The 25,002-nt window shown below is 74.3% G+C and carries 17 protein-coding genes and 1 riboswitch; of the genes, 9 read left to right on the top strand and 8 right to left on the bottom strand.

All coding sequences use genetic code 11. The annotated features are described in order from the left end of the window. Nucleotides 1-318 precede the first annotated feature (318 nt). Nucleotides 319-792: a DIP1984 family protein gene (locus IF45_RS0100970; RefSeq protein WP_003948519.1), complete on the bottom strand. Its 474-nt coding sequence runs from the start codon at nt 790-792 to the stop codon at nt 319-321. A gap of 94 nt (nt 793-886) precedes the next feature. Then, on the bottom strand, nt 887-2,068 hold the full coding sequence (locus IF45_RS0100960) for a C40 family peptidase (protein ID WP_030304881.1): 1,182 nt from the start codon (nt 2,066-2,068) through the stop codon (nt 887-889). A 7-nt stretch (nt 2,069-2,075) separates the two neighbouring features. Then, a riboswitch (cyclic di-AMP (ydaO/yuaA leader) is annotated at nt 2,076-2,227 on the bottom strand. A gap of 290 nt (nt 2,228-2,517) precedes the next feature. Here IF45_RS0100960 and pcrA point away from each other — a divergent pair. After that, nucleotides 2,518-5,040, top strand: coding sequence for a DNA helicase PcrA (gene pcrA / locus IF45_RS0100955; RefSeq protein WP_003948517.1), 2,523 nt, complete (start codon nt 2,518-2,520; stop codon nt 5,038-5,040). A 19-nt stretch (nt 5,041-5,059) separates the two neighbouring features. Here the strand turns inward: pcrA and IF45_RS0100950 are convergent, their stop codons facing one another. Further along, nucleotides 5,060-5,656 (bottom strand): dihydrofolate reductase family protein, encoded by a 597-nt coding sequence (locus IF45_RS0100950; protein WP_015507748.1) that lies wholly within the window; start codon nt 5,654-5,656, stop codon nt 5,060-5,062. Nucleotides 5,657-5,841: 185 nt separating this feature from the next. Here IF45_RS0100950 and IF45_RS0100945 point away from each other — a divergent pair, with 185 nt between their 5' ends. Continuing rightward, nucleotides 5,842-7,128, top strand: a complete 1,287-nt coding sequence (locus tag IF45_RS0100945; RefSeq protein ID WP_030304880.1) for a glutaminase — start codon at nt 5,842-5,844, stop codon at nt 7,126-7,128. Between the two features lie 20 nt (nt 7,129-7,148). Here the strand turns inward: IF45_RS0100945 and IF45_RS0100940 are convergent, their stop codons facing one another. Together IF45_RS0100940 and IF45_RS0100935 are read right to left on the bottom strand one after the other, a co-directional pair. Continuing rightward, complete coding sequence (locus tag IF45_RS0100940) at nt 7,149-8,861, bottom strand: M23 family metallopeptidase (RefSeq protein ID WP_018468445.1); 1,713 nt, start codon at nt 8,859-8,861, stop codon at nt 7,149-7,151. A gap of 421 nt (nt 8,862-9,282) precedes the next feature. Beyond that, complete coding sequence (locus tag IF45_RS0100935) at nt 9,283-10,230, bottom strand: esterase/lipase family protein (protein ID WP_030304877.1); 948 nt, start codon at nt 10,228-10,230, stop codon at nt 9,283-9,285. A 182-nt stretch (nt 10,231-10,412) separates the two neighbouring features. Between IF45_RS0100935 and icmB the strand changes: the two genes are divergently transcribed. Beyond that, on the top strand, nt 10,413-10,835 hold the full coding sequence (gene icmB / locus IF45_RS0100930; protein ID WP_003948512.1) for a coenzyme B12-dependent isobutyryl CoA mutase small subunit: 423 nt from the start codon (nt 10,413-10,415) through the stop codon (nt 10,833-10,835). Nucleotides 10,836-10,869: 34 nt separating this feature from the next. Here the strand turns inward: icmB and IF45_RS0100925 are convergent, their stop codons facing one another. After that, nucleotides 10,870-12,657 (bottom strand): DUF5691 domain-containing protein, encoded by a 1,788-nt coding sequence (locus IF45_RS0100925; RefSeq protein ID WP_030304874.1) that lies wholly within the window; start codon nt 12,655-12,657, stop codon nt 10,870-10,872. Nucleotides 12,658-12,877: 220 nt separating this feature from the next. Continuing rightward, on the bottom strand, nt 12,878-14,224 hold the full coding sequence (locus IF45_RS0100920) for an SWIM zinc finger family protein (RefSeq protein ID WP_165395711.1): 1,347 nt from the start codon (nt 14,222-14,224) through the stop codon (nt 12,878-12,880). 202 nt (nt 14,225-14,426) lie between these two features. Here IF45_RS0100920 and IF45_RS0100915 point away from each other — a divergent pair, with 202 nt between their 5' ends. From IF45_RS0100915 to sucD, 5 genes are all read left to right on the top strand, one after another. Continuing rightward, nucleotides 14,427-15,545, top strand: coding sequence for an ATP-binding protein (locus IF45_RS0100915; protein WP_003948509.1), 1,119 nt, complete (start codon nt 14,427-14,429; stop codon nt 15,543-15,545). A 62-nt stretch (nt 15,546-15,607) separates the two neighbouring features. Beyond that, complete coding sequence (locus IF45_RS0100910) at nt 15,608-18,052, top strand: DUF5682 family protein (RefSeq protein ID WP_030304870.1); 2,445 nt, start codon at nt 15,608-15,610, stop codon at nt 18,050-18,052. A gap of 77 nt (nt 18,053-18,129) precedes the next feature. Then, on the top strand, nt 18,130-19,350 hold the full coding sequence (locus tag IF45_RS0100905) for a vWA domain-containing protein (RefSeq protein WP_030304867.1): 1,221 nt from the start codon (nt 18,130-18,132) through the stop codon (nt 19,348-19,350). A gap of 330 nt (nt 19,351-19,680) precedes the next feature. Beyond that, on the top strand, nt 19,681-20,859 hold the full coding sequence (gene sucC, locus IF45_RS0100900; RefSeq protein ID WP_003948506.1) for an ADP-forming succinate--CoA ligase subunit beta: 1,179 nt from the start codon (nt 19,681-19,683) through the stop codon (nt 20,857-20,859). Between the two features lie 20 nt (nt 20,860-20,879). After that, entirely contained in the window at nt 20,880-21,764 is an 885-nt protein-coding gene (sucD, locus tag IF45_RS0100895; RefSeq protein WP_030304865.1) for a succinate--CoA ligase subunit alpha, read from the top strand. Nucleotides 21,765-21,869: 105 nt separating this feature from the next. Here sucD and IF45_RS0100890 read toward each other — a convergent pair whose 3' ends face one another. Beyond that, nucleotides 21,870-23,087, bottom strand: coding sequence for a helix-turn-helix domain-containing protein (locus tag IF45_RS0100890; RefSeq protein ID WP_030304863.1), 1,218 nt, complete (start codon nt 23,085-23,087; stop codon nt 21,870-21,872). A 180-nt stretch (nt 23,088-23,267) separates the two neighbouring features. On the opposite strand from IF45_RS0100890, the gene IF45_RS0100885 reads away from it, so the two are divergent. Further along, nucleotides 23,268-24,956, top strand: a complete 1,689-nt coding sequence (locus IF45_RS0100885) for a cell division protein PerM (protein ID WP_037637459.1) — start codon at nt 23,268-23,270, stop codon at nt 24,954-24,956. Nucleotides 24,957-25,002 lie beyond the last annotated feature (46 nt).

Raw genomic sequence — 25,002 nt, 5'->3', positions numbered from 1 at the left:
CGCCCACCGGACACCACGCGGGCCGCGGCACACACGGCGAAGGCCGGGTTCCCCACCGTCGAGATCGACGCGGGGGAACCCGGCCTTCGCCGTGCGCGGCCCGGCCGCGCGACGTGGAGAGCCCCGAACCCGCCCTCGCCGTCCGGATCTGCACGCGGTGATGTGCTGTGCGCGGTGCGCCGTCACCTGTGCGTGGTGCTGGGCTGCGCTGTCGAGGGGGAGTCGAACCCCGCGTTGCCCTTCACGCGCCAGGAGGTGGACCGGAACCGCCGGCCCTCGGTTGTGCACGCCTCCGGAACGGCTACCTACTGCTCCACGTCACAGGACCAGGTCCGCCTCCCAGTTGGCGCGCTGGATACGGACGTCCAGCTGCCGCAGGTCCCGGGCGACGAGGTCGGCCCGCTCCCGCAGCTCCGCGACGGGCAGGGCGGAGAGCATCAGCAGCTCGGACCGCAGCTGCCGCCCGTACCCGCCCCGGCCACCACTGCCCGCGGCCGCGTCGGCCGCCGCCGTGAGCGTGGCGTGGCGCAGCCGCAGGACGTCCCGGCGGGCCAGGGCGTCGGTGAGGGTGCCGTCCGAACCCAGCTCCACGGTGGCGTTGGTCCGGTTGATACGCCGGATCAGCGCCTCCAGGGAGTCCAGCACCTCGTCGGCCTCGGCGAGCAGCCGGGCCGCGTCCTCGGCCGGGGTCTCCCCCTCCTGGTAGCGCGCGCTCGCCTCGACGCGGGAGCGCAACTGCTCCACGCGCCGGACGGCGGCCGCCCGTTCCGCCAGTGCCTCCGCGAGCTTCACCGGCCCCCACCTCCCGTCGTGGCCGCGACGGACGCCGCGGACCTGACCGACAGTAGGACGGTCATGATCGCGGCCGCCACGGGATTTCCGCGGATCAGGCCGGCCGCACCACGCTGTGGATCGGCATGTAGTAGATCGACTCGACCCGGACGTCGGCGCCGGGCTTCGGGGCGTGGATCATCTCGCCGCCGCCGATGTAGATGCCGACGTGGCTGATGTCGTCGTAGAAGAAGACAAGGTCACCGGGTTGGGCGTTGTCCACGGAGACCTTCTGGCCGACGCCGACCTGGTCCCAGGTGGTGCGGGGCAGGGAGATGCCGGCGGTCTTCCAGGCGGCCTGGGTGAGGCCGGAGCAGTCGAAGGAGTCGGGGCCGGCCGCGCCCCAGACGTACGGCTTGCCCATCTGGGCGCGGGCGAAGGCGATGACCTTCTCGGCCTTGGCCGCGTACGAGGAGTCGGGGGCCGTGGAGCCGCCGCCGGACCCGGTGCCCGTACCGGAACCGGAGCCCGATCCGGAACCGGAACCGGACTCCTCGCGCTCCTTCTCCTCGGCGGCCTCGCGGGCCTTGCGCTCCGCCTCCTCCTTCTCGGCGCGCTCCTTCGCCTTCCGCTCCGCCTCGGCCTGCTTCTTCCGCTCGAGTTCGGCCAGCCGCTCCTTCTCCTCGGCGGTCAGCTCGGAGAGCAGGGTGCGGGCCTCGGTGAGCTTGCCCTGCACCTCGCGCTTGCTGTCCTTGAGGGCGCGCTGCGACTCGGTGAGGCTCTCCAGCTGGCGCGCGGCCTTGGCGCGCTCGCGGCCCGCCTCGGCCTGCTGGGTCTGGTAGTCGTCGATGACCGCCTTCTGGCGCTGGGTGAGGCGGTTCATCAGCTGGTTCTGGTCGAACCAGCTCTGCGGGTCGTCGGCGAGCAGCAGGGTGGCGGTCTCGGAGACGCCGCCGCTGCGGTACTGGGCGGCGGCGAAGGCGCCCAGCTCGCCCCGGGCGGCGTTCAGCTTGTCGGCCCGCTTGGCGACGCCGTCCAGCAGCTTGTCGACCTTGGCGCGCTGGTTCTTGGTCCGCTCCTGGGCCGCGTTGTACTTCTGCGTCGCCGTGCCCGCCTCGCGGTAGAGCCGGTCCACCTTCTTCTGCACCTCCTCCAGGGAGGGCTTGGCCGCCGGGCGCTGCGGGGCCGCCTGCGCGGTCTGCGACAGCAGGGCCACCGAGGTCAGGGCGGCGGTGGTGAGACCGAGGGCACCGGCGGTGCGGTTGCGCGGGGCACGAGGCTTGCGATGCGACGCCAAGGCGTGCAACTCCTTCCGTGGACCGCCTGCCGGGTTAGCTGTCGGGTTCGGGCTTCGGAAGGCCGCCCTACGGTCCAGGACCGATTCACCCCGGTGGTGCGCGGTGGGTCCCCGGCTCCGGGGCCCGTCGGGGCGGACCGGATTCGGCAGGGGGCGGTGCGCTCCGGCGCGAGTCGCCGGTGGGGGACGAACCGACCCGGCGAGCACGCTAGCCAACGCGTGTGGTGCCTGTGAAGGTTGGTGAGCGATATGCCCGATACATTTTCGTTATCTTGTCGGTGAACGGTCGAAAAGCGGGTCCGGGTCGCGGTCCGTGTGACCTGGCGCACGCCCTTCGCCCGTCCTCCTGTGCGGCCCCGTGTCCGGTACGTCACGTTCCCCGAGGTCAGGGCTCCGGTCGCGGGAAGGGCGGTCCGGTTGTCGGTGCGGCGGCCTAGACTCGGTAGGCGATGAGCAGCCTCTTTGACGACAGCTTCCTGGCCGACCTCCAGTCCTCGGCGCCCTCCGCCCGGCTCGGGGACGAGCCGCCGCCCCCGCCCGAGGAGGAGGCACCGGAGGAGATCCCCGCCGACCTGTTCGGCGGGAAGTTCGACGCGCCCGCGGACCGGGACGCGTACTACCGGGACGGCGCCCCGCGTCCCGCCGTCGACCCGGCCGCCCTGCTCGACGGGCTCAACGACGAGCAGCGCGCCGCCGTCGTCCACAGCGGGTCGCCGCTGCTCATCGTCGCGGGCGCCGGTTCCGGCAAGACCCGCGTGCTCACCCACCGCATCGCCCACCTGCTCGGCGAGCGCGGTGTGCACCCGGGCCAGATCCTCGCGATCACCTTCACCAACAAGGCCGCGGGCGAGATGAAGGAGCGTGTCGAGGAGCTGGTCGGCCCGCGCGCCAACGCCATGTGGGTCTCCACCTTCCACAGCGCCTGCGTGCGTATCCTGCGCCGCGAGTCGAAGCACCTCGGCTTCACCTCGTCGTTCTCGATCTACGACGCGGCCGACTCCAAGCGGCTGATGGCCCTGGTCTGCCGCGACCTCGACCTCGACCCGAAGCGGTACCCGCCGAAGTCCTTCACGGCCAAGGTCTCGAACCTCAAGAACGAGCTGGTCGACCCGGAGGACTTCGCCGCCCAGGCGGCCGACGGCTTCGAGAAGACGCTGGCGCAGGCGTACACGATGTACCAGTCGCGGCTGCGCGAGGCCAACGCGCTCGACTTCGACGACATCATCATGACCACGGTCCACCTGCTCCAGGCGTTCCCCGACGTCGCCGACCACTACCGGCGCCGCTTCCGGCACGTCCTGGTCGACGAGTACCAGGACACCAACCACGCCCAGTACTCCCTGGTCAGGGAGTTGGTCGGCACCCCGGCCGACCGTCCGGTGGACGTCCCCGAGGGCGCCGAGTCCGACCACGACCCGCTCCACCCGGCCCCCGAGCCGGCCGAGCTGTGCGTGGTGGGCGACGCCGACCAGTCGATCTACGCCTTCCGCGGCGCCACGATCCGCAACATCCTCCAGTTCGAGGAGGACTACCCGAACGCCACCACGATCCTCCTGGAACGGAACTACCGCTCCACCCAGACGATCCTCACCGCGGCCAACGCCGTCATCGAGCGGAACGAGAACCGCCGCCCGAAGAACCTCTGGACCGACGCCGGGGCGGGCGCCGGCATCACCGGGTACGTGGCCGACACCGAGCACGACGAGGCCCAGTTCGTCGCCGAGGAGATCGACCGGCTGACCGACGCGGGCGACGCCAAGGCGGGCGACATCGCGGTCTTCTACCGCACCAACGCCCAGTCCCGTGTCTTCGAGGAGATCTTCATCCGGGTCGGCCTGCCCTACAAGGTCGTCGGCGGCGTCCGCTTCTACGAGCGCAAGGAGGTCCGCGACGTCCTCGCCTACCTGCGCGTCCTCGCCAACCCGGAGGACAGCGTCTCCCTGCGCCGCATCCTCAACACCCCCAAGCGCGGCATCGGCGACCGCGCCGAGGCGATGATCGACGCCCTCTCGCAGCGCGAACGGGTCAGCTTCCCGCAGGCCCTGCGCCGCGTCGACGAGGCGTACGGCATGGCGGCCCGGTCGGCCAACGCCGTCAAGCGGTTCAACACGCTGATGGAGGAGCTGCGCACGGTGGTCGAGTCCGGTGCCGGGCCCGCCACCGTCCTGGAGGCGGTCATGGAGCGCACCGGCTACCTCGCCGAACTCCAGGCCTCCACCGACCCGCAGGACGAGACCCGCATCGAGAACCTCCAGGAACTGGCCGCCGTGGCCCTGGAGTTCGAGCAGGACCGCAGCGAGGAGGAGGGGGCGGGCACGCTCCCCGAGTTCCTGGAGCAGGTCGCCCTGGTCGCCGACTCCGACCAGATCCCCGACGAGGACGAGGACGGCTCCGGCGTCATCACCCTGATGACCCTGCACACCGCCAAGGGCCTGGAGTTCCCCGTCGTCTTCCTCACCGGCATGGAGGACGGCGTCTTCCCGCACATGCGCGCCCTCGGCCAGACCAAGGAGCTGGAGGAGGAGCGGCGCCTCGCCTACGTGGGCATCACCCGCGCCCGTGAGCGGCTCTACCTCACCCGCGCCGCCATGCGCAGCGCCTGGGGCCAGCCCTCGTACAACCCGCCCTCCCGCTTCCTGGAGGAGATCCCCGAGCAGCACCTGAAGTGGAAGCGGACCGGGTCCATGGGCGCCCCGGCCGCCGCGAGCCCGCGCGGCCCGGCCGGTTCCGTCGCCTCCTCGCTCTCCTCCTCCACCCGCGCCAAGGGAGCCCCGGCCTTCGCCACCCGGCGCGCCGCCGAGCAGCCGGTGGTCGCGCTGGCCGTCGGCGACCGCGTCACCCACGACCAGTTCGGCCTGGGCACGGTCGTTGGCGTCAAGGGCGCGGGCTCGGCCGCCGAGGCCACCGTCGACTTCGGCGGCGAGAAGCCCAAGCGGCTCCTGCTGCGGTACGCGCCGGTCGAGAAGCTGTAGGCGCCGCCGCCGTACCGGGTCAGTCGTCGTGCGGGACCCGGTACGTGCAGACGTTGACGCCGGCGGGGCTGGTCGTGGTGGAGACCAGCTCCAGCGGGCGCCTGGTGCCGTCCGCCGGGTAGAGCGACTTGCCGCCGCCGAGCAGGACCGGCATGACGATCAGCTTCAGCTCGTCGGCCAGCCCCTCCGCGAGGAGCGTCCGGGCCAGCGAGGCGCTGCCCAGCAGGAGGAGGTCACCGCCCTCGCTCGCGCGCAGCTCGCGGATCAGCTCCAGCGCCCGGTCCCCGGCGAGCAGCGTGCTGTTGTTCCAGGTCAGGTCGGCCTCGCCGAGCGTGCCGGAGACCACGTACTTGCGGAACGCGTTCATCCGGTCGGCGAACGGGTCGTCCTTCGCCTCGGGCCAGGCCGCCGCCATCACCTGCCAGGTGCGGCGGCCGTAGAGCAGGGCGTCGGCCCGCTCCAGTACGGAGTCCCAGGCGCCGCCGACGATCTCCGGGTCGAAGTAGGCGTTCGACCAGCCGCCGTGGGCGAAGCCGCCGTCGGTGTCCTCCTCCGCACCGCCGGGTGCCTGGACGACGCCGTCGAGGCTGGTGAACTCGATGATGACGAGGCGCATGGCGGGGGCTCCCGGGGTCGGCGCGTACAGCGGTTCCGTACACGGTGCAGCAGGGCAGACCCCGGTGGCGGGAGGAAATCATCGCGTCGCGCCCCTTTTTCCGGCCGGGCGTCGCCCAGACTGGGCGGGCGCGGTCCCGAGGCGGCCGGAGGGGTACGCCGGGCGGCCGCCAGGAGGAGCGAGCCGTGCGGTCACCGATCCCCGAGTACCTGGACGAGGTCCTCCGGACCTGCGCGGGCGACCGGGCGGGAGCCGTCGCCGACTACGTACCGGAGCTGGCCGCCGCCGACGCCGAGCAGCTCGCCGTCGCGGTCTCGGCGGTCGACGGCACCGTCTACGAGGCGGGCGACAGCCGCACCTCCTTCACCATCCAGTCGATCTCCAAACCCTTCACCTACGCCCTGGCCCTCGCCGACCGGGGCTACGAGGCGGTCCTCGCCAAGATCGGGGTGGAGCCCTCAGGCGAGGCGTTCAACGAGCTGTCGCTGGAGGAGGGCTCGGCCCGCCCCCGCAACCCGATGATCAACGTCGGCGCCCTGGCCGCCCACACCCTCGCGGGCCCGCCCGGGGCGTCGCGTGCGGAGCGGTTCGAGCGGGTCGTCTCCGGCATCTCCGCCTTCGCCGGGCGGCGGCTGGAGATCGACGAGGCCGTCTGCCGCTCCGAGATGGAGACCGCCCACCGCAATCTCGCCATCGCCCACATGCTGCGCAGCTACGAGGTCATCGAGGAGGACGCCCCGCACGTCGTCGAGGACTACGTCCGGCAGTGCTCGCTGCTGGTCACCACCCGCGATCTGGCCCTGATGGCCGCCACCCTCGCCAACGGGGGCGTGCAGCCGGTCACCGGCGAGCAGGTGGTGAGCCGCGACGTGGTCCGTCAGGTCCTCAGCGTCATGACCACCTGCGGCATGTACGACGCGGCCGGCGACTGGGTGACCACCGTCGGCATCCCCGCCAAGAGCGGCGTCTCCGGCGGCATCCTCGGCGTGCTCTCGGGCCAGGTCGGCATCGGCGTCTTCTCGCCGCGCCTGGACCGGCACGGCAACAGCGTGCGCGGCGTCAGCGTCTGCGAACGGCTCTCCGCCGACATGGGCCTGCACATGATGGACGCTCCGGCCCCGGCCCGCTCGGTCCTGCGCGGCGGCCGTGTCCTGCACGGCCCGGCCAGCAGGACGGCGCTCGTCTACGAACTCCAGGGCACCATCCAGTTCGCGGGCGCCGAACGCCTCGTGCACGGCATCGCCCACACCCCGCCCGGCCACAACGAGGTGGCCCTCGATCTCACCCGGGTGTACTCCATCAACCCGGTCGCCCGCCGGATGATTCTGGAAACGGTCCGCCGCCTCACCCACGACGGCCACGCCGTCACCCTGATCGACCCGGACCGCGTCCTGTCCGACCCGGTCGCGGGCGACGGAATCCGGCCCCGCGTCGTCGACACCTGGGAATGGGGCGAGGCACCCGCCACCTGACCGGCGCGCGGGGCCCGCGGCTACTGCGGGTCGAGGCCGTGGCTGCGGAACCAGGCGAGCGGGTCGATCGAGGCGCCGCCGCCCGGGCGGACCTCGAAGTGCAGGTGCGGGCCGGTCGACTTGCCGGAGGTACCGGCGTGGCCGATGGTCTGGCCCGCCTTGACCTCGCCGCTCTGCATGGTGGTGCTGGAGAGGTGGCAGTACCAGGTCTCCGTGCCGTCCTTGGCGGTGACGATGACCATGTTGCCGTAGGCGTCGTTCCACTGCGTGCGGACCGTGCCGTCGGTCGCCGCCATCACGGGCGTGCCGTGCGAGACGGGGAAGTCGATGCCGGTGTGCACGGAGAGCCAGTTGATACCGGCCTGGCCGTAGTAGGCGCTCAGGCCGTGCTGCGCCACCGGGAGGGCGAACTTCGGCCGCAGCCGCTCGGCGCGGGCGGCCTCCTCGGCGGCCTTCTTCCGGGCGACCTCCTGGCGCTCCTTGAGGTCGATGCGCTCCTGGGTCCGGCTGGCCCGGTCGGCGAAACTGCTCACGTCCGCCTGGAGGTTGCTGAGCTGGGTGTCGAGCGTGCGGTTGGCGACGGCGGGCTTCACCGCGCTCGCGTCGGGTGCCGCCTGCGTCGTCACCTTGTCCTGGTCGTCGCCGCCGAGGTCACCGACGGAGGCCGCCGCGATCCCGGTCACGCCCATCACGCAGACTGAGGGCACCGCCACGGTCAGCAGCGCCGACCGCTTGGCGGGCTGGCGCCGCCGCGAGGAGCGGCCACCCCGGGAGACCTGCCGTCCGGCAGCCGCCGACCGGCCGTCGCCCGCGCCGTCGCCGTCCTCGTACGGGTCGTAGTAGGAGCCGGGCGTGTCGCCCTCGCCCTCGGCCGCGTAGGCGTGCGGGGCGTCGTCCTCGTCGGTCCGCCCGGCCGGGGCGGGTTCACCGGCCTCGGCCTCGTCGGCGGGGTGCGCCGCCGCCTGCCACTCGCCGGTGTCGAACTGACCCGTGTCGAACTGGCCGGTGGCGTACCCGGTGGCGTCCTGGACCGCGTCGAACTGGGCGGTCTCGAAGGGCTGCGCGGTCTCGAACTGGCCGGTCTCGAACGCGGCCGTCCCGAAGGCGTGCTGATCCGGTTCGGGCGTGGCGACCGGGGCGCCGGCGGCCTGGTCCCACTGGCCCGTGGTGTCCCACTGGCCGGTCTCCCACTGGCCCGTCGTGTCCCACTGCCCGGTCTCGAACTGGCCGGTGGCGTCGTACGTGCCCGGCGGCGTCCACGTGCCGGTCGTCTGGGCCGGGGCGCCGGAGAGGTCCGCCTGCTCGTAGCCGGGGGCCGCCCACATGCCGGTGGTGTCGTACGTACCGGTGCCGTAGGCGGTGCCGCTGCCCGAGGTGTCGTACGTGCCCGTGTCGTACGGCGTCTGCTGTGCCGCGTACGGGTCGAAAGTCTGGGTGTGCTGCTCGGTCAGCGTGGCCGCCTGGCCGGTGTCCGTCCACTGCGTGGCGTCGTACTGGCCGGTGTCGTAGGCCCCGGTCGCGTAACCCGCGTTGCCGTAGAGCCCGCTCATCCCGGAGCCGTAGGTGGGGTCGCCCGCATAGGCGCCCGTGTCCTGGGCATGCGCGCTGTAGCTCTCGTACCCGGTGTAGCCGAACTGCGCGTTCTGCTGGTCGTACGTGGCGTACTGCGTGTAGTCGGCGTCTGGAGCCGGGTCGGGGGTGTGCGTGCTCCCCGACGGGTGACGGTCGTTCACCAACTTCTCTTTCGCCTCGACAGCAGGGCTGGGGGTCTGGTGTGGGGCACCCCCAGAGGCAGAGCAGTGCGGCGACTGTACCCGCCGGTTCGCGGAGCCGACAATCTTCGGCAGGTTTCCTGGCGTTGAGAAAGGGGCATTCGGTCGCCTTTCGGGGGACGGCGGGCGCAGGCTTGGCCGGAGATTCGATTCCTGTTCGAATGCGGCGGGCCGTTGCGGGGGCTGGGCGGACGGCCGGATGGTTGCGCCCGTTGCCGTTTCGAGTCCTCCCCGACACGGGAGCGAGATGGCGAAGCGGGGTGAACGGGGTCAATCGGGCGTGGCGGGGCGACTCCTGCCGCAAGGTGATGGCCAAGGCATTGCGTCACGTGGGCGGCAAGCGGCCGGTACGCGGCGGGCCCTCCGCCCGGCCCGCGAGGGCTCAGGCGACCGTGCCGGCGGCGCTTTCCGCCCCTCCCGGGACCTCGTACGCCCGGTCCCCGGCCCCTTGCCCGGCGGGGGCGGACAGCGCCTCGCGCACCAGGGAGGTGACCGTGGGGTGGACGGGGAGGGCGAGGTGGCCGATACCGGTGACCAGGACGTTCTCCACGCGCAGATCGGGGTGGTCGAGCCGGGCGGCGCTCGTCGGGACCATGATCTGGTCGAGATCGCTGCGGACGGCGACGAACCGCGTCCGGCATCCCGGCGCCGGGCGCCCCAACTCCTCGATCACCGGCGACCCCGGCCGCATCTGCCGCACGATCGGATGCACGTCGGCGGGGCGTGCGACGCGCGTACCGCTGTGCGGAGTGCCCAGCGTCACCAGGGTGCGGACGGCGGCGTCCCCGCCGAGCCGCTGCACGTGGTAGCGGGCGATCAGGCCGCCGAGGCTGTGGCCGACCACGTCGACGCGATCCGCCCCGGTCCGCCTGCGCACCTCCTCGACGTGCCGCCCCAGCAGCTCGGCCGCCGCCCTGATGTCGCAGGTCAGCGGCGAGTAGTTGAGGGAGACCAGCGTCCGCCGCCGCGCCGTGCCGTCCGCGTCACGCAGCAGGGCCCGCCGCAGCAGCACGAAGACGGAACGGTTGTCGGCGAAACCGTGCAGGAGGACGACCGGGGGAGGTGGGGCGAGGGGGAGACGCGGGAAGGCGCCGGGCGACGGCCCGGCCGGACCCGCCTCGTCCACCGGCCGCTCGTCCGCCAACCCGGTCGGGTAGAGCGCGAGATGGGCCACCAGGACGGACAACTCCAGCGCGGCCGCGCGAAGTAACGCCCCCGGGGGGTGTGAGACGGGCGTCGCGCCCGGGAGGCGGGCGAGCGGAGGGAGGCGGAGGAGAGAGGTGAGCCGGGAAGGGGAGAGGAGGGTCAAGGGCAGCGACAGTGCTGACATGGGCCGACCTCCGGCCTGCGTACGAGGCGGGCGCGTCCCGCCGCCTCGCCATCCGTGTCCCCCGTGTGATTTCCCCCTCCCGCCCGACCCCGAAACTGCCGGTTGGGCGATGCTGGCGATAACGTTCGTTCACATTCCCGGCCCGTGAGGGTGCGCGAACATCTCGCTACATGGAGGCAGTGATGGGTGTGGCAGCCGGACCGATCCGCGTGGTCGTGGCCAAGCCGGGGCTCGACGGCCATGACCGGGGCGCCAAGGTCATCGCCAGGGCCCTGCGTGACGCGGGCATGGAGGTCATCTACACCGGGCTGCACCAGACGCCCGAACAGATCGTGGACACCGCCATCCAGGAGGACGCCGACGCCATCGGCCTCTCCGTACTCTCCGGCGCCCACAACACGCTCTTCGCCAAGGTCATCGAGCTCCTCGCCGAACGCGACGCCGCCGACATCCGCCTCTTCGGCGGCGGGATCATCCCCGAGGAGGACATCCCGCTACTCAAGGAGAAGGGCGTGGCCGAGATCTTCACGCCCGGGGCGACCACCGGGGCGATCGTGGAGTGGGTCCGGGCCAACATCGGCGTGGAGAAGGGCGTGGAGAAGTAGGACACGCCGCCCCTCCTCGGGCTCGGGCTCGTGCTCACGCCGGGGGCCGGGTGAGTTCGGCGTGCATGGCCTCGCGCAGGCGGAGGGTGCCGGTGAGGCGTGCGAAGGCGTCCGTCCAGTAGGCCGTGGTGGAGTTGGCCGGCGGGTCGGCCACGGGCGGGTCGGGCTGCGTGAGGGTGTCCAGGCGCGGGGCCTCCGCCGGGTCGAGGCAGCGCTCGGCGAGGCCCATGATGCCGCTGTAGCTCCACGGGTAACCGCCCGCCCGGCGTGCCGTCGTGAGCGCGTCGACCACGGCGGCGCCGAGCGGCCCGGCCCACGGGGCCGTGCAGGTGGCGAGGAGCTGGAACGAGTCGGAGAGCCCGTGCGCCGCGATGAACCCGGCCACCCACGCGGCCCGTTCCCCCTCGGGCAGCGCGCCGAGCAACTGCGCCCGCTCGGCGAGGGAGACCGCTCCCGGCCCGTCCGCCACGGGCGAGCCGGGGGCGCCCAGCAGGGCACGTGACCACGCGGCGTCCCGCTGGCGCACCGCCGCCCGGCACCAGGCGCCGTGCAGCTCGCTCTGCCAGCCCTCGTCCACCGGCAGGGCCACCACCTCCTCCGGCGTACGCCCGCCGAGCCGCCCCGGCCAGGTCGCGAGCGGCGCCGCCTCCACCAACTGGCCGAACCACCACGAGCGTTCGCCGCGATTGGCGGGCGGCTTGGCGGTCACGCCGTCGCGCTCCATCCCCGCGTCGCACTCGTGCGGGGCCTCCACCGTGATCCGGGTCTCGCCGGTCAGGGCCAGGCTGACGCAGGAGGCCGCCCGCTCGGCCATCCGCGCGGCCAGCGCCGACCCCGGCAGCGCGGAGAGCAACTCGGCCGCCGTCGACCGGACGTTGCGGCTGCGGTCCGCCAGCGCCTCGTCGAGGAAGGGCTCGTCCGCCTCGCCGAGCCCGGCGCGCAGGGAGTCGAGGAAGAGCAGACGGTCCTCGGCGCGCTCGGTACGCCAGGTTGTGGCCAGCAGTTCCCTCGCCCGGGCCGGGTCGCGCTCCCGCAGGGTCCCCAGCAGCGCCACCCGCTCGGCGAACAGCCCCTCCTCCCACAACCGGGCCACGCCCTCGGCGTCCTCCGGCGCCGGAGCGCCCGCCGCCCCGCCCGGCACACCGCGCAGCGCGAACCGCCAGGCCGGGTTGAGCCGCGCCAGCCACAGGGCGCGCGGCCCCGCGAAGGCCAGCGCGGCGGGCCGCAGATCGGTCCGGGCCCGCGCGGCGTCCAGCAGGGCGGGAAGCAGATCGTGCGGGGCCGCGAACCCCTGCCGGAGCGCCGTCGCCAGCCACTGCGGCAGCAGCTCCGTGAGATCCGGCGCCGCCCCTCTGCGGTCCGTCCCCCCGGCCGTCCGCACCGCCAGCAGCTGCGCCAGCCGGTTCCGCGCGGCGCGGGGCAGCGGCGGCCGCTCGTCCGGCCTCGCCGCCGACAGGGGCGCACCCGCCGGAGCCGCCGCCCGCAGCCCCGCCCGGTACCGCACCGTCCGCACCGCCGCAGCCGCCAGCAAGGCCCCCGGAGCGTTCCCCTCCGCCCCGGCGGCTACGGGAGAGGCCCGCCGGTCGGTCCCGAGCAGCGCGGTCTTCACCAGCTCCTCCCAGGGGAGGGGGTGCGGAAGGGCTCCGTTCACGGAGGTTGCCTCGGGGCCGGCCTCGGTTCCGGCTTCGGGGCCGGAACCGGAGTCGTCGGCGGCTTCCGTGGCTGCTGCCTCCCTCAGTCCGGCGGGGCCCGTCGTGTCTCGCACGCTCACCCCGCCCTGCCGGCCCGCCTGCTGGGCCGCGCCCACTGTCTCGTCACGCATGTCCGCCGTCCTCCGCACCGGTCTGCCCCCTCATTCCTCTCGTCCCGCTCGCCGCTCGCCGCTCGCCGCTCGGCGCACGGCGCACGTGCCCGCTCTGCCGCCCGGCCGCGTCCGCACGCCGGGGCCCGTTCTCGTACCGCCCGCGAAGCCGGTTGCCCGCGCGCTGCCCGCTGCCCGCGTGTGACCGACCGGGCCCGCCCAGCCCTCGCCGGGCCATGCCTCAACTCAGCGGCACCACCGCCTCGTCCCCCTCCACCCACGCCGACAGCGGAGTGAACCCCCGGTGGCCGCACTCGCCGAAGACCGTGACCGGAGCGCCGCCGGAGAGCGCGACCAGGCGCCACAGGCCCGGCCCGGCGGCGGCCGAGGCACTCACGGGGAGTGCGGCGGAGCCGTCCGGGGCGGCGAGCTGCCAGCCCCGGCCGTCGGGGAGCGGCGCCGGGACGACCGGGCCCAGGGTGACCGGGCAGTGCGGGGTCCACGGGTCCTCCCGCACGGCCTGCCCGTACCGGCCGAGCGCCTCCGTCACGTCCACCCCCGTGGGGCGTGAGGAAGGGACGGCCGGGGTGCCGAACCGCTCGCCCAGCTCCGCGCGCCCCCCGGTGCCGCGCGGGAACCAGGTCAGCTCCGCCTCCATGGCCAGCCCGACCGGAAGCGTCAGCTCCGGTGCCTTTCCGGCAGCCCCGTAAGAGAGGAGGAGCGCCGTACGGCCCGAGGCGGCCCCGTGGAGCCAGGCGCGGCGGGTGGTCAGGCGGGCGTCGGCGGTGTCGTACTGGGCGAGGGCCAGCCAGGTGTCACGGAGCGGCGGACCTTCCGCGCGCACCGGCAGGCCCAGCCGCGCGCCGACCACCGAGGAGAGCGCCTCGGGCAGTTCGGCCTGCCGGCGGCGGGCCCGCACCAGCAGGTACAGCAGGGAGCTCTCCTCCAGGAGCCGCACCGGCCAGCCCGGCCCCGAACCCGGTATCGCCCCCAGCTCCCGCACCCGCGCGGCCAGCCCCGGCGCCTGGGCGTCGACCATCCGGGCCGCCGTCTCCTCCCAGAGGGAGTACCCGGCCTGCTCCGCCGCGGCGAGGCCGCCGCGGAGCAGGTCCTCCAGGCGCTGCTCCAGCTCGGAGGCGCCCGCCGAGACCCGCTCGGCGCGCTGCTCCGCCCGCCTGCGCGCCGCCTCGGTGTCGGCGGGAGCGGCCGGGGCGGCCTTCTTCCTGGCGGTGCGCTCCGCCCGGCCCGCCAGCCAGGTACGGGCCCAGTCGGGCGCGCCCTCACTCTCGCCGGATGCCACCGGCCCGTCCGGGTCGCTCCAGAGGAGGAGCAGCCCCAGCGCGTGCTTGCACGGGAACTTCCGGCTCGGGCAGCTGCACTGGTACGCCGGACCGGTCGTGTCGACCACCGTCCGGTAGGGCTTGCTGCCGCTGCCCTTGCAGAGTCCCCACACCGCCCCCTCATTCGAACATCCGGCCTCGGACCACGGGCCCGAAGCGCCGAGTCTGCTTCCCGCTTTGCGTGACGCTGCGTCAGGAGCAAGTGCCAGCACCTGCTCCGCCGCCCAGCGCACCCCCTGCTGAGTCATGTCGTCGAAGGTAGGGGCCGCCACTGACAATCCGTCATCGGTGCAGGTCAGGGCGATTGTCAGTGGCGGGGTGCACGGTGGACACCAGCAATCGGGCCGAAGGGGGATCGTGGGAATGAGCGTGTCGGTGGAGAGCGGGAAGGACGTGGGTGACGTGGCGGGTGCGGCGGCGGAGCAGGACGGACAGCGGGGGACGGGTGAGATGGGTAATTCGAACAAGCAGCAGGCGGAGAGCGCCCCGCAGGAGGCCCTGCGGCCGCACGCCGAGACCGCCTTCGCCGGTGAGCTGGCGGCCCTCGCGGCCCAGGACGACCGCCCCCGCCCGGCCCGGTGGAACCTCTCCCCGTGGGCGGTGGCGACCTACCTCCTGGGCGGCACCCTGCCGGACGGCACGGTGATCACCCCGAAGTACGTGGGGCCGCGCCGCATCGTCGAGGTGGCCGTCACCACCCTCGCCACCGACCGCGCGCTCCTTCTCCTGGGCGTCCCCGGCACCGCCAAGACCTGGGTCTCCGAACACCTGGCGGCCGCCGTCAGCGGCGACTCCACCCTCCTGGTCCAGGGCACCGCCGGCACCCCCGAGGAAGCCATCCGGTACGGGTGGAACTACGCCCAGCTCCTCGCCCACGGCCCCAGCAGGGACGCCCTGGTGCCCAGCCCCGTCATGCGGGCGATGGCGGACGGCATGACCGCCCGGGTGGAGGAGCTGACCCGCATCCCGGCGGACGTGCAGGACACCCTCATCACGATCCTCTCGGAGAAGACCCTGCCCATCCCGGAGCTGGGTGCCGAGGTCCAGGCCGTCCCCGGCTTCAACCTCATCGCCACCGCCAACGACCGCGACCGCGGGGTCAACGAACTCTCCAGCGCCCTGCGCCGCCGCTTCAACACGGTCGTGCTGCCGCTGCCGGAGAGCGTCCAGGCGGAGGTCGACATCGTCTCCCGCCGGGTCGAGCAGCTCGGCCGCTCCCTCGACCTGCCGCGCCTGCCCGACGGCACCGAGGAGATCCTGCGGGTCGTCACCGTCTTCCGCGAGCTGCGCGGCGGGGTCACCGACGATGGCCGCACCAAGGTCAAGTCCCCCAGCGGCACCCTCTCCACCGCCGAGGCCATCTCGGTCGTCACCAACGGCCTGGCCCTCGCCGCCCACTTCGGCGACGGCGTCCTGCGGCCCACCGACGTGGCCGCCGGCATCCTCGGCGCCGTCGTCCGCGACCCGGCCGCCGACCGGGTCGTCTGGCAGGAGTACCTGGAGACGGTCGTCCGCGAGCGGGACGGCTGGAAGGACTTCTACCGCGCCTGCCGCGAGGTCAGCGCGTGACCGGCGACGGCACGAACGGGGGCAGCGTGAGCGAGGAGAAGGAGAAGGAGAGGGGGAGGGCGATGCGGCAGCCGGAGGGCCGTCAGGCGGGGGCGCAGGGGCCCTGGCTGTTCGGGGTACGGCACCACGGACCCGGCTCGGCCCGGTCGGTGCGGGCCGCGCTCGACGCGGTCCAGCCCGGCGCCGTCCTCATCGAAGGACCGCCCGAGGCCGACGAACTGGCCCACCTCGCCGCCGACATGGACATGCGGCCCCCGGTCGCCCTGCTGGCCCACGCCACCGACGACCCCGGCCGCTCCGCCTTCTGGCCGTTCGCGGAGTTCTCCCCGGAGTGGGTCGCGCTGCGCTGGGCCCTGGACCGGGGCGTCCCGGTGCACTTCATCGACCTCCCCGCCACCCACACACTGGCCCTGCGCGCGGGGGACGAGGCCGAAGGCGACGACACCGACGGCACCGACGGCACCGGCGGCGACAAGGCGGAGGAGGCGGGCAACGAGGAGCAGCCCCCGCGCCCGCACCCCGGGGCGCTGCGGGTGGACCCGCTGGCCGTGCTCGCCGACGCCGCCGGGTACGACGACCCGGAGCGCTGGTGGGAGGACGTGGTCGAGCACCGGGGCGGCACCGGGGCCGGCGCGGAGGACGACGCGGGCGAGGCCGCGCTCGCCTCGTTCCGCGCCCTCGGCGAGGCGATGGGCGCCCTGCGCGAGGAGTTCGGGGACGGCGGACACACCCGGGACCTCGTCCGCGAGGCCCACATGCGGGTCCGGCTCAAGGCCGCCCGCAAGGAGCACGGGGACTCCGTCGCCGTGATCTGCGGCGCCTGGCACGTGCCGGCCCTGGCGCTGCGCACCACGCTCACCGCCGACCGGGCCCTGCTCAAGGGCCTGCCCAAGGTCAAGACCGGCCTCACCTGGGTGCCCTGGACCCACCGCCGGCTCGCCCGGGCCGGGGGATACGGCGCGGGGATCGCCTCGCCCGGCTGGTACGGCCACCTCTTCTCGGCCCCCGACCGGCCGGTGGAGCGCTGGCTCACCAAGGTCGCGGGGCTGCTCCGGGAGGAGGGCCGGCAGGTCTCCTCCGCCCACGTCATCGAGGCCGTCCGGCTCGCCGGGGCCCTCGCCACCCTGCGGGGCCGGCCGCTGGCCGGGCTCACCGAGACCACCGACGCGATCCGCTCCGTCCTCTGCGAGGGCTCCGACGTCCCCCTCGCGCTGATCGAGGACCGGCTGACGGTAGGCGACGTCCTCGGCGAGGTCCCCGCCGCCGCACCGGCCGTGCCGCTCCAGCGCGACCTGGAACGCCTCCAGCGGAGCCTGCGGTTCAAGCCCGAGGCGGCGGACCGCGAGATCGACCTGGACCTCCGCAAGGAGAACGACGCCGCCCGCAGCCGCCTGCTCCACCGCCTCAGCCTGCTGCGCGTCGACTGGGGCACACCGGCCGCCGCACGCTCCGGCACCGGCACCTTCCGGGAGAGCTGGCGCCTCTCCTGGCAGCCGGAACTCGCGGTACGGGTCGCCGAGGCCGGCGTCTGGGGCACCACCGTCGCCTCCGCCGCCACCGCCAAGGCGCGCTCCGACGCCACGTCGGCCACCCACCTCGCCGACATCACCGCCCTCGCCGAACTCTGCCTGCGCGCCGAGCTGTCCGAGGCGCTCCCCGACGTCATGCGCGCCCTCGCCGACCGCGCCGCCCTCGACACCGACGTGGGCCACCTGGCACAGGCGCTGCCCGCACTGGTGCGGTCGGTGCGGTATGGCGACGTACGCGGCACGGACACCGCCGCCCTCGCGGAGGTCGCCGCGGGGCTGGCCGAGCGGGTCTTCGTCGGCCTCCCGCCCGCCTGCACCGGCCTCGACGCCGACGGCGCGCGGGAACTCCGGCGCCAGATCGAGGCGGTGCACACCGCGGTGGGGCTGCTCGCCGACACCGCCGCCGCCCAGGTCGACGGCGCCGGGCTGCGGCAGCGCTGGCGGGCGGTGCTCCGGAACATCGCCGACCGGGAGAGCGCGCCCGGCCTGGTCCGGGGACGCGCGGTCCGCCTCCTCCTCGACGAGGGCACCCTCGACGAGGACGCGGTGGCCCGCCGGATGGGCCTCGCCCTCTCCCCGGGCACCCCGCCCCCGGACGCGGCCGCCTGGATCGAGGGATTCCTCGGCGGCGCGGCCGGCGGCGGCATGCTCCTCGTCCACGACGAACGCCTCCGCCAGCTGCTGGACACCTGGCTCGCCTCGGTCCCGGCCACCGCCTTCACCGACGTCCTGCCCCTCCTGCGCCGCACCTTCTCCGCCTACGAGTCCGGCGTGCGCCGCACCCTCGGCGAACTGGTCCGCCGTGGCGGGCGCGCCGCCGGCAGCCCCGCCCCCGGCACCGAGGCCCTCCCCGGAACCCCGGCCGACGGCTTCGGTCCCGGCCTCGACCCCGAACGCGCCGACGCGGTCACCGAGGTGCTCCGCCACCTCCTGGGCGACCTGGTGGCGGTGGGCGCGGGGGACGGGGGGCCCGGGTGACCGGGCGTCACGACACCCCGCCCAGCCCCGAAGCGCAGACCCACTCCGAGCCGCCCCACGTACGAAAGGAACCAGCGATGACCGAGGACAGGACGGCTCAGGCGGCCCGGGGGAGTGAGGTGCCCGAGGGTGGTGGCGGTGAGGAGGAGCGCCTGCGGCGCTGGCGGATGGTGCTCGGTGGCGGGCCCGCCGACGGCACGGGGTACGTGCCGGCGGGGAACGACGCGGCGATGGACAAGGCGCTGGCTGCGCTGTACGGGCGCGGTGAGGGGAAGGACGGGCGGCTGAAGGCGGGGGCGGAACGGGGGGCCGGGCTCGGTGGGTCGGCGCCGTCGGTGGCGCGCTGGCTGGGGGACATCCGGACGTACTTCCCCAGTTCGGTGGTGCAGGTGATGCAGCGGGACGCCATCGACCGGCTCGGGCTGGCGGCGCTGCTGCTGGAGCCGGAGATGCTGGAGGCGGTCGAGGCCGACGTGCACCTGGTCGGGACGCTGCTGTCGCTGAACAAGGCGATGCCCGAGGAGACCAAGGAGACGGCGCGGGCCGTGGTCCGCAAGGTCGTGGAGGAGCTGGAGAAGCGGCTGGCCTCGCGGACCCGGACGACGCTGACGGGGGCGCTCGACCGCAGCGCCCGGATCAGCCGCCCGCGCCACCACGACATCGACTGGAACCGCACCATCGCCGCCAACCTGCGGCACTACCTCCCCGAGTACCGCACCATCGTGCCGGAGCGGCTGATCGGGTACGGCCGGGCCTCGCAGGCGGTGAAGAAGGAAGTGGTGCTCTGCGTCGACCAGTCGGGGTCGATGGCGGCCTCGGTGGTGTACGCCTCGGTGTTCGGCGCGGTGCTGGCCTCGATGCGGTCGCTGGCGACCCGGCTCGTCGTCTTCGACACGGCCGTGGTCGACCTGACCGACAAGCTGGAGGACCCGGTCGACGTCCTCTTCGGCACCCAGCTCGGCGGCGGTACCGACATCAACCGCGCCCTCGCGTACTGCCAGAGCAGGATCACCCGCCCCGCCGACACCGTCGTCGTCCTCATCAGCGATCTCTACGAGGGCGGGATCAAGGACGAGATGCTGAAGCGGGTCGCGGCGATGAAGGCGGCGGGCGTCCAGTTCGTCACCCTCCTCGCCCTCTCCGACGAGGGCGCCCCCTCCTACGACCGCGAGCACGCGACGGCCCTCGCGGCACTGGGTGCCCCCGCCTTCGCCTGCACCCCCGACCTCTTCCCGGACGTGATGGCGGCGGCCCTGGAGAAGGGGACGATCCCGATACCGGAGGGGGCCGCGGCCTGAGGGCGCCGGTCGTGGTGGCCCGCGCCCGGCCTCCCGCCCCGGCCCGGCCTCCCGCCCGGCCCGTTCGCCCCTGGCGAAGTCGATCAGCCGCCGGACAGGGGCCGGGCCGGGAGGAGTGGCGGCACTCTGTGACAGGTATCACCGCTCAGGTGTGATCTGCGATTTAGAGGCGGCACGGCGGCGGCGTTAACCTGCCAGACGGACATGCCGCGTACCGGTGACCGAGTACGCCTCCCCTGTGACAGTGCGCAGTCACGTTGCCCGCCGCGGCACGCCCATGCAGACCATCGACCGCACAGCGGCGAGACCACTGATAAGGGACGGACGCGCGTGGACCTGTTCGAGTACCAGGCGAGGGACCTCTTCGCCAAGCACGGTGTACCGGTGCTGGCCGGTGAAGTCATCGACACGCCTGAGGCGGCCCGCGAGGCGACCGAGCGGCTGGGCGGCAAGTCCGTCGTCAAGGCCCAGGTGAAGGTCGGCGGGCGCGGCAAGGCCGGTGGCGTCAAGCTGGCCGCCACCCCCGACGAGGCGGTCGCCCGGGCGACCGACATCCTCGGCATGGACATCAAGGGCCACACGGTCCACAAGGTGATGATCGCCGAGACCGCTCCCGAGATCGTCGAGGAGTACTACGTCTCGTACCTCCTCGACCGCACCAACCGCACCTTCCTGGCCATGGCCTCGGTGCAGGGCGGCATGGACATCGAGGAGGTCGCGGAGAAGACCCCCGAGGCCCTCGCGAAGGTCCCGGTCGACTCCAACACCGGTGTGACCATCGAGAAGGCCCGCGAGATCGTCGCGCAGGCGAAGTTCCCGGCCGAGGTGGCCGAGAAGGTCGCCGAGGTCATGGTGACGCTGTGGGACACCTTCGTCGCCGAGGACGCGCTCCTCGTCGAGGTCAACCCGCTCGCCAAGGTCGCCTCCGGTGAGGTCCTGGCCCTCGACGGCAAGGTCTCGCTCGACGAGAACGCCGACTTCCGCCAGCCCGACCACGAGGCCCTCGAGGACAAGGCCGCGGCCAACCCGCTCGAGGCCGCCGCCAAGGCCAAGAACCTCAACTACGTCAAGCTCGACGGCGAGGTCGGCATCATCGGCAACGGCGCGGGTCTCGTCATGAGCACCCTGGACGTCGTCGCGTACGCCGGTGAGAAGCACGGCAACGTGAAGCCCGCCAACTTCCTCGACATCGGTGGCGGCGCCTCCGCCGAGGTCATGGCGAACGGCCTGGAGATCATCCTCGGCGACCCGGACGTCAAGTCCGTCTTCGTCAACGTGTTCGGTGGCATCACCGCCTGTGACGAGGTCGCCAACGGCATCGTCCAGGCCCTGGAGCTGCTCAAGACCAAGGGCGAGGACGTCACCAAGCCGCTGGTCGTGCGCCTCGACGGCAACAACGCGGAGCTGGGTCGCAAGATCCTGTCGGACGCGAACCACCCGCTGGTGCAGCGCGTGGACACCATGGACGGTGCGGCCGACAAGGCCGCCGAGCTCGCGGCTGCGAAGTAAGGACGAGGGACTCCAACACCATGGCTATCTTCCTCACCAAGGACAGCAAGGTCATCGTCCAGGGCATGACCGGTGCCACGGGCATGAAGCACACCAAGCTCATGCTGGGTGACGGCACCAACATCGTCGGTGGCGTGAACCCGCGCAAGGCCGGCACGTCCGTCGACTTCGACGGCACCGAGGTCCCCGTCTTCGGCTCGGTCGCCGAGGCGATGGAGAAGACCGGCGCCGACGTCAGCGTCATCTTCGTCCCGCCGAAGTTCGCCAAGGCCGCCGTCGTCGAGGCGATCGACGCCGAGATCGGCCTGGCCGTCGTGATCACCGAGGGCATCGCCGTGCACGACTCGGCCGCCTTCTGGGCGTACGCGTCGAGCAAGGGCAACAAGACCCGGATCATCGGCCCGAACTGCCCCGGCCTGATCACCCCCGGCCAGTCCAACGCCGGCATCATCCCGGGCGACATCACCAAGCCCGGCCGCATCGGTCTCGTGTCCAAGTCCGGCACGCTGACCTACCAGATGATGTACGAGCTGCGTGACATCGGCTTCTCCTCCGCCGTCGGCATCGGTGGCGACCCGGTCATCGGCACCACGCACATCGACGCCCTCGCGGCGTTCGAGGCGGACCCCGAGACCGACCTGATCGTCATGATCGGCGAGATCGGCGGCGACGCCGAGGAGCGTGCGGCCGACTACATCAAGGCCAACGTCACCAAGCCGGTCGTCGGCTACGTCGCGGGCTTCACCGCGCCCGAGGGCAAGACCATGGGCCACGCCGGCGCCATCGTCTCCGGCTCCTCCGGCACCGCCCAGGCGAAGAAGGAGGCCCTCGAGGCCGCCGGTGTCAAGGTCGGCAAGACCCCGACCGAGACCGCCGAGCTGGCCCGCGCGATCCTCGCCGGCTGACTCGCCGACCGGTCCCGCGCCTGACGGCGCGACCAGCGACGCCTGAGGGCCCGCATCCCCTGCCGGGGGTGCGGGCCCTCAGGCGTACCCGGGGACGGGCGGCGCTCAGCGCGGCAGCGGCCTGACCCGTTCCGGTCCGGCCGCCGGGTGCTCGCGCAGCTTCTCCCGCAGCGAGCGGTCCTCCTCCGACAGGGGGCCGGGTCCCGCGTGCGGCGGGACCCCGGTGATCGCCTCGCCCGCCGCGGGCGGCCGGACGTAGTGGTCGGGGGCGACGCTGACGCAGAAGGCCGTCGCCCCGGCGATCACCGCGGTGAGCACCACGGCCGACCGGGTCCACCGGCGTACCCGGCGCTCACCCCCCGTACGGATGAGCGCCCCCTGCTCCTCCGTGGCCGGTTCCAGCGGGGAAAGGGCGTCGAGCCGCCGGTGCAGGGCGGCCGGGTCGGCGAGGGCCGGGACCCGCTCGGCGACGGCGGCCCGCGCCGAGAGCACCCGGTGGGCGGCGGCGCGGGTGGTCGCCTCGGTCTCGGCCGCCGTCTCGGGCAGGTCCAGGCCCACGCCGTCGTAGAGCAGCAGCGTGCGGCGGTGGCGGGGGGCGAGCGAGAGCAGGGCGTCCATCAGGTCGTGGTCGGCGCGGCCGCGCGGCGGCGGGAGGACGGTGCCGGGCGTGGCCGGGCGGCGGTGGGCGGCCCGCATCCGGTGCCAGGGCGAGAGGGCGTACTCGTGCGCGGCGGCCCGGACCCAGCCCGCCGGGTCCCGGTCCACCGCGACCTCCGGCCACCGTGCCCAGGCCAGCTGGAACGCCCGCTCCACCGACTCCACCGCCACGGTGTGCCGGCCCGTCAGCAGGTAGGTCTGCCGGACGAGCACCCCCGCGCAGGAGGCGTAGAGCGCGTCGAACGCCTCGCGGGGGGTCGCCCCGGTCGGGCGCGGGGGGCGCGGGGACGGACGCGGCGGTTCCGGCCGGGCGGGGCGCGGGCGGGACGCCTCCGCGCGGGCGGGCTCCGGCGGGGCCTCGGCCTTCTCGCCCACCTCGCCCCGGGCCTTGTCCTCGGCCCCCTTCACCGCCGTCCCCGCCTGCGACCGCGAGGTTCTGACGGGCTTTCCGGCCGGTCCGGGGCGGCCGGCCGTGGTGGTGAGGAAGCTGGCGTACGCCTCCAGGGCGCGGCCGCGAGGGGTGGCGCGCCCGGTCTCCCAGGAGTGGATGGTCGTGCTGGTGACGCTCATCCGCGCGGCGAGCGCCGCCTGGCTGAGGGAGGCCGCCTCGCGGAGTCTCCGGCGTTCCGCGGGGGTCGGGAGCGTCGGGGCGGGACGGTTCGTCATGTCGCGTTCTCCACAGCAGGGGCCGGGACCGCCAGGACGGGCGGCGGGCACGGGCAGCGCGGGCACACCTCACCCGTCCGTACGGAAAAGTACATAACCGTATCTTCGGCGACACCTCCGGACTTCGCCTGTTGCGCGCATCCCCTCCGTGGCATTGGGAGCATGACCGGTGTGACCCGAATGACCGATGACTCCCTTTCACCCGCCGCCCGTCTCCAGGCCCTTGCCGACCGCCTCCGCGACCGGTCGCCGGCCCTGGCGGGGTGTCTGTTCGGCGGCGCGGTCGCCGCCGGTCTCGGCCTCGGCGCGTACGCGGTGGTGGTCATGGCGCTCTGGATCGGCTCGCCCTACCCGGACAGCGGTCCCGGCGGCGCCACCGGGACCGCCGTGAGCCTGTGGCTGCTGGGCCACGGCGTCGGACTCACCCGCGCCGACACGCTCACCGGCGTCCCCGCCCCGCTCGGCCTGACCCCGCTGCTCCTCGCCCTCCTCCCGTTCTGGCTGGTCCGCCGCGCCGCCCGGGACGCCGCCGAGCCGGAGACGCCCCAAGCGCCCGAGATCCCCGCCCGCACCGTTGTCTGGGGCGTTACCGGCGGCTACACCGCCGTCGGCGCCCTCGCCGCCCTCTACGCCACCGGGGGCGAGCTGCGCCCCACCCTGCGCGAGGCCGCCTGGCACCTGCCGCTGCTGGCGCTCGCCGCCGCCCTCACCGGACTCCGCTCCGTGCGCGGCCGGGGAGCCGACGCACCGTCACCCGCCGGGCCGGACAGCGGTTCCGGGGGCGTGCGCGCGGCGCTGGCCGGGCGGCGCGGGGCCACCGCCTGCCGGGCCGGGCTCGCCGCCGCCCTCACCCTCGCGGGGGGCGGCGCCGTCCTCGTAGGCGTCTCGCTCACCCTCCACCGGGACCCGGCCCGCGCCTCGTACCTGATGCTCACCGACGTCTGGTCGGGGCGGCTCGCCGTCCTCCTGCTCGCCCTCGCCCTCCTCCCCAACGCGGTGATCTGGGGCGCCGCCTACGCGCTCGGCACCGGGTTCCAGGTCGGCACCGGCACTCTCGTGACGCCGCTCGCCGCCACCTCCGGCCCCGCCCTGCCGCCCTTCCCGCTGCTGGCCGCGGTCCCGCCGGACGGGTCCGGTACGCCGCTGACCTGGGCCTGTGCCGCGATCCCGGTGGTGGCGGGGATCACCGCGGGCTGGTTCACGGGGCGCGCGGCGGCCCCGGACCGCTCCTCCGGCACGGACGCGGAAGGAGCGCCCCCGCCCTGGTCCGCCCCGGTCACCGCCGCGACCGCCGCCCTGGCCGCCCTCGTCGCCGGTCTGGTCTGCGCGGTCGCGGCCCGGGCGGCGGGCGGCCCGCTCGGGACGGGGCGGCTGGCGGAGCTGGGCCCCGTCTGGTGGGCGGCCGGCGGGGCCGCGCTCGCCTGGACCCTGCTTCTCGGCGTCCCCACCGCCCTCGCCCTGCGCGCCTGGCGGCTGCGCACCCGCAAGCCGCGCGAGGCCGGGGCCGGGGGTGGCCGGTGGGCCGGGGCCGGGCTCTTCGGGATCGCCATGACGGGGACGGGGCTGGCGGTGCCGGGCGCGGCGGACGGCGGCACGGACCCGGAGGCCCGCCCCGGAGCGGACGCGGACGCGGACATCGAGGAAGAGGCCGACGAGCCCGACGACGACCCGGAACGCGTCGACCCGCTGGACTGGTGGGAGCGGGTCTCCCGCCCCGACCCGGTGGCCGCGCTCGGCGGCTCCTTCGGCACCCCGTACGACCTGTACGACCAGCTTCCGGCCCACGGCCCCGAGGACTGGCGGGCCCTGCCCGCCGAAGAGCCGGCCCCGCCGGGGGAGCGGCCCGCCGGGCGGGAGCCGGACGCGTGAGCGGGCGGACGGGAGTGCCCCGTCCGCCCGCTCACACGGGGTGCCC

This window comes from Streptomyces albidoflavus (assembly GCF_000719955.1).
Taxonomy (GTDB): domain Bacteria; phylum Actinomycetota; class Actinomycetes; order Streptomycetales; family Streptomycetaceae; genus Streptomyces; species Streptomyces albidoflavus.
This window is presented reverse-complemented; position numbering and strand designations above follow the sequence as displayed.

Excerpts from the sequence above, each read along its gene's own strand:
- IF45_RS0100885 (WP_037637459.1), top strand. The coding sequence starts at position 23,268 with ATGACCGATGACTCCCTTTCACCCGCCGCCCGTCTCCAGGCCCTTGCC.
- IF45_RS0100935 (WP_030304877.1), bottom strand. The coding sequence starts at position 10,230 with ATGTCAGCACTGTCGCTGCCCTTGACCCTCCTCTCCCCTTCCCGGCTC.
- IF45_RS0100920 (WP_165395711.1), bottom strand. The coding sequence starts at position 14,224 with ATGACTCAGCAGGGGGTGCGCTGGGCGGCGGAGCAGGTGCTGGCACTT.
- IF45_RS0100890 (WP_030304863.1), bottom strand. The coding sequence starts at position 23,087 with ATGACGAACCGTCCCGCCCCGACGCTCCCGACCCCCGCGGAACGCCGG.
- sucD (WP_030304865.1), top strand. The coding sequence starts at position 20,880 with ATGGCTATCTTCCTCACCAAGGACAGCAAGGTCATCGTCCAGGGCATG.
- IF45_RS0100905 (WP_030304867.1), top strand. The coding sequence starts at position 18,130 with ATGACCGAGGACAGGACGGCTCAGGCGGCCCGGGGGAGTGAGGTGCCC.
- IF45_RS0100925 (WP_030304874.1), bottom strand. The coding sequence starts at position 12,657 with ATGCGTGACGAGACAGTGGGCGCGGCCCAGCAGGCGGGCCGGCAGGGC.
- pcrA (WP_003948517.1), top strand. The coding sequence starts at position 2,518 with ATGAGCAGCCTCTTTGACGACAGCTTCCTGGCCGACCTCCAGTCCTCG.
- IF45_RS0100910 (WP_030304870.1), top strand. The coding sequence starts at position 15,608 with ATGCGGCAGCCGGAGGGCCGTCAGGCGGGGGCGCAGGGGCCCTGGCTG.
- IF45_RS0100950 (WP_015507748.1), bottom strand. The coding sequence starts at position 5,656 with ATGCGCCTCGTCATCATCGAGTTCACCAGCCTCGACGGCGTCGTCCAG.
- icmB (WP_003948512.1), top strand. The coding sequence starts at position 10,413 with ATGGGTGTGGCAGCCGGACCGATCCGCGTGGTCGTGGCCAAGCCGGGG.
- IF45_RS0100915 (WP_003948509.1), top strand. The coding sequence starts at position 14,427 with ATGGGTAATTCGAACAAGCAGCAGGCGGAGAGCGCCCCGCAGGAGGCC.